The following is a 280-nucleotide window of genomic DNA, read 5'->3' as shown; positions in this document are numbered from 1 at the left end:
GGTCCGCCAGGGTCGAGATATCCCCCAACCCGTCGTACTCGGCCGTGGCAATCTTGCGCAGGATACGGCGCATGATTTTCCCCGAGCGCGTCTTCGGCAAGCCCGGCGCCCACTGGATCACATCCGGCGAAGCAATCGGCCCGATCTCTTTGCGCACCCAGTTTTTCAGCTCCAGGCGCAGCGCTTCCGTTGGCTCTTCGCCGTTCTTCAAGGTGACATACACATAGATGCCCTGCCCCTTGATGTCATGCGGTACACCCACCACCGCCGCTTCGGCGAC

At 62.1% G+C, this 280-nt stretch carries 1 pseudogene; it reads right to left on the bottom strand.

From position 1 onward, the window contains the following. A pseudogene (locus tag KZZ04_RS18905) lies at positions 1-280 on the bottom strand (acetyl-coenzyme A synthetase); the annotation flags it as partial.

It is taken from the genome of Pseudoalteromonas sp. CR1 (assembly GCF_019392235.1).
Taxonomy (GTDB): domain Bacteria; phylum Pseudomonadota; class Gammaproteobacteria; order Enterobacterales; family Alteromonadaceae; genus Pseudoalteromonas.
Note: the sequence above shows the minus strand (reverse complement) of the source record. Positions and strands in the feature narration are given on the sequence as shown.